At 66.6% G+C, this 1697-nt stretch carries 1 protein-coding gene; it reads right to left on the bottom strand.

Annotation, left to right across the window (positions count from 1 at the left end; all coding sequences use genetic code 11):
- Positions 1 to 37 precede the first annotated feature (37 nt).
- On the bottom strand, positions 38 to 1273 hold the full coding sequence (locus ACFVWD_RS58280; protein ID WP_389607293.1) for an IS110 family transposase: 1236 nt from the start codon (positions 1271 to 1273) through the stop codon (positions 38 to 40).
- Positions 1274 to 1697: the final 424 nt, after the last annotated feature.

Raw genomic sequence — 1697 nt, 5'->3', positions numbered from 1 at the left:
CCTCGATCTGCTCTGAAAATCCCCGCACCGTTTTCTCTCACGTTGCGCGGGGCTCGAGGCTCACGTCGTAGCCGAGCTGGGTGAGTTGACCGACGAGCCTGCGGGTCTGCCGGGACTTGCGGATCCGGTTGATGAAGTGATCGGCACCGAGGTCCTGGTAGGGCGTGTCGCGGGTGAGGATGTGCCAGACGGCGACGAGGATCGAGTGTTCGAGGGCAACGAGCGCGCGTTTCTTGCCGCGATGGCCGACCAGGCGGCGGAACTGAGCGGCGAGATAGGTGTTCTTCGAACGGGCTGCTGCCGCGGCGGCGTTGCCCAGGATTCCCTTGAGCCAGGCGTCACCATGACGGGTGCGTCCGCTGGTGACCTTGCCCGCGGATTCGTGGTTGCCCGGACAGACCCCGGCCCAGGAGGCGAGGTGGCCGGCGGTGGGGAACCGCTGCATGTCGACGCCGATCTCCGCGACGACCACCTGGGCGGCGGTGATACTGATGCCTGGGATGGTCACCAGCAGTTCCAGCTGATGCCGGTAGGGCTCAAGGCGCCGGTCGATCTCGGCGGTGAGCTCCTTGACCGTTGCTGTGGCGGCATCGATGCGGACCAGCATGGCGCGGGCCAGGAAGGCGTGGTGTTCGGTGAAGAACCCGGTCAGTGCCTGGGTCAGCTGGTCTTCCTTGTCCTTCAAAGCGCCAACGGCAAGCCGGGCCAGCGTGCGAGGGTCTCGTTCGCCGGCGATCAGTGCCTCGACCATCGTGCGGGCCGATTTGCCGCCGAGGTCGGAAACGACGCTCGACAGCTTGATCCCGGGGTCCTCCAGCAGCTTCTCCAGGCGCTGGAGCTCTCGGGTGCGTTCCCGGGTGATCTCGGTGCGGTAGCGGGTGAGGTCCCGCAGGTGGCGGATCGGCTTGGGCGGCACGAACGACGGCCGGACCAGGCCGTGTTCGATGAGCTGGCAGATCCACTGGCAGTCCCTCACATCCGTTTTGCGGCCGGGGACGTTGCGCATGTGCTGGGCATTGAGCAGCCAGGTCTCCATGTGCTCCTCAAGCAGGTAGTACACGGGTTTCCAATAGGCTCCGGTCGCTTCCATCCCGACCAGCGTGATCTGTTCCGAGACCAGCCACTCGCGCAGGGCCAGCAATCCCTCGGTCACCGTGGTGAAGGTCCGGATCTCGGTGTGTCGGCGCCCGTTCCGCCCCGGGACGCGGATACACACTTTGCAGTCGGTCTTGCCGATGTCGATCCCCGCGCAGCGTTCGTGGACGAGGTCCATGCTGGTTCTCCCTCCCGCGCCGGCCGTCGCGCCGCAGCGGACGACCGCCCGGCGAGGATCCGGCAGGAGGGAAGAATCTGCTCTGCGTGCTCGCGGCAACACTTCGGGGTGCCTGCGCCAGGTCCTCAGCGCCAGACTTTCGTACAGGCTCGAATCGGCACCAAGATCGAACGACGTCAGCCGGGCGGTCGCCCACCCCGATTTTCCCGACTCCAGGGTGTCGTCGCCAGGGGTCCGGATGACTTTCGTGACGGTCCGCCGACGGAGTCGGGGGCCCGTTTCGCTTTCCGTAGCTGATGGTGGGTAGGCAGAGGGCACGGGTGTCGTCTCGGGTGGACGCCGGGTTCCACTCATCCGGTCTGGACCGGTTCCCTTGTAGGGGCGGGAAGGTTGCTGGTCAGCCGGGGTTCGGCAGGAGCGCGAG

Origin of the sequence: Streptomyces sp. NPDC058086, from assembly GCF_042885015.1 — a bacterium.
Taxonomy (GTDB): Bacteria; Actinomycetota; Actinomycetes; order Streptomycetales; family Streptomycetaceae; genus Streptomyces.
The sequence above is the reverse complement of the archived record's forward strand: the minus strand, read 5'-3'. Positions and strand labels throughout refer to the sequence as shown.

Excerpts from the sequence above, each read along its gene's own strand:
- ACFVWD_RS58280 (WP_389607293.1), bottom strand. The coding sequence starts at position 1,273 with ATGGACCTCGTCCACGAACGCTGCGCGGGGATCGACATCGGCAAGACC.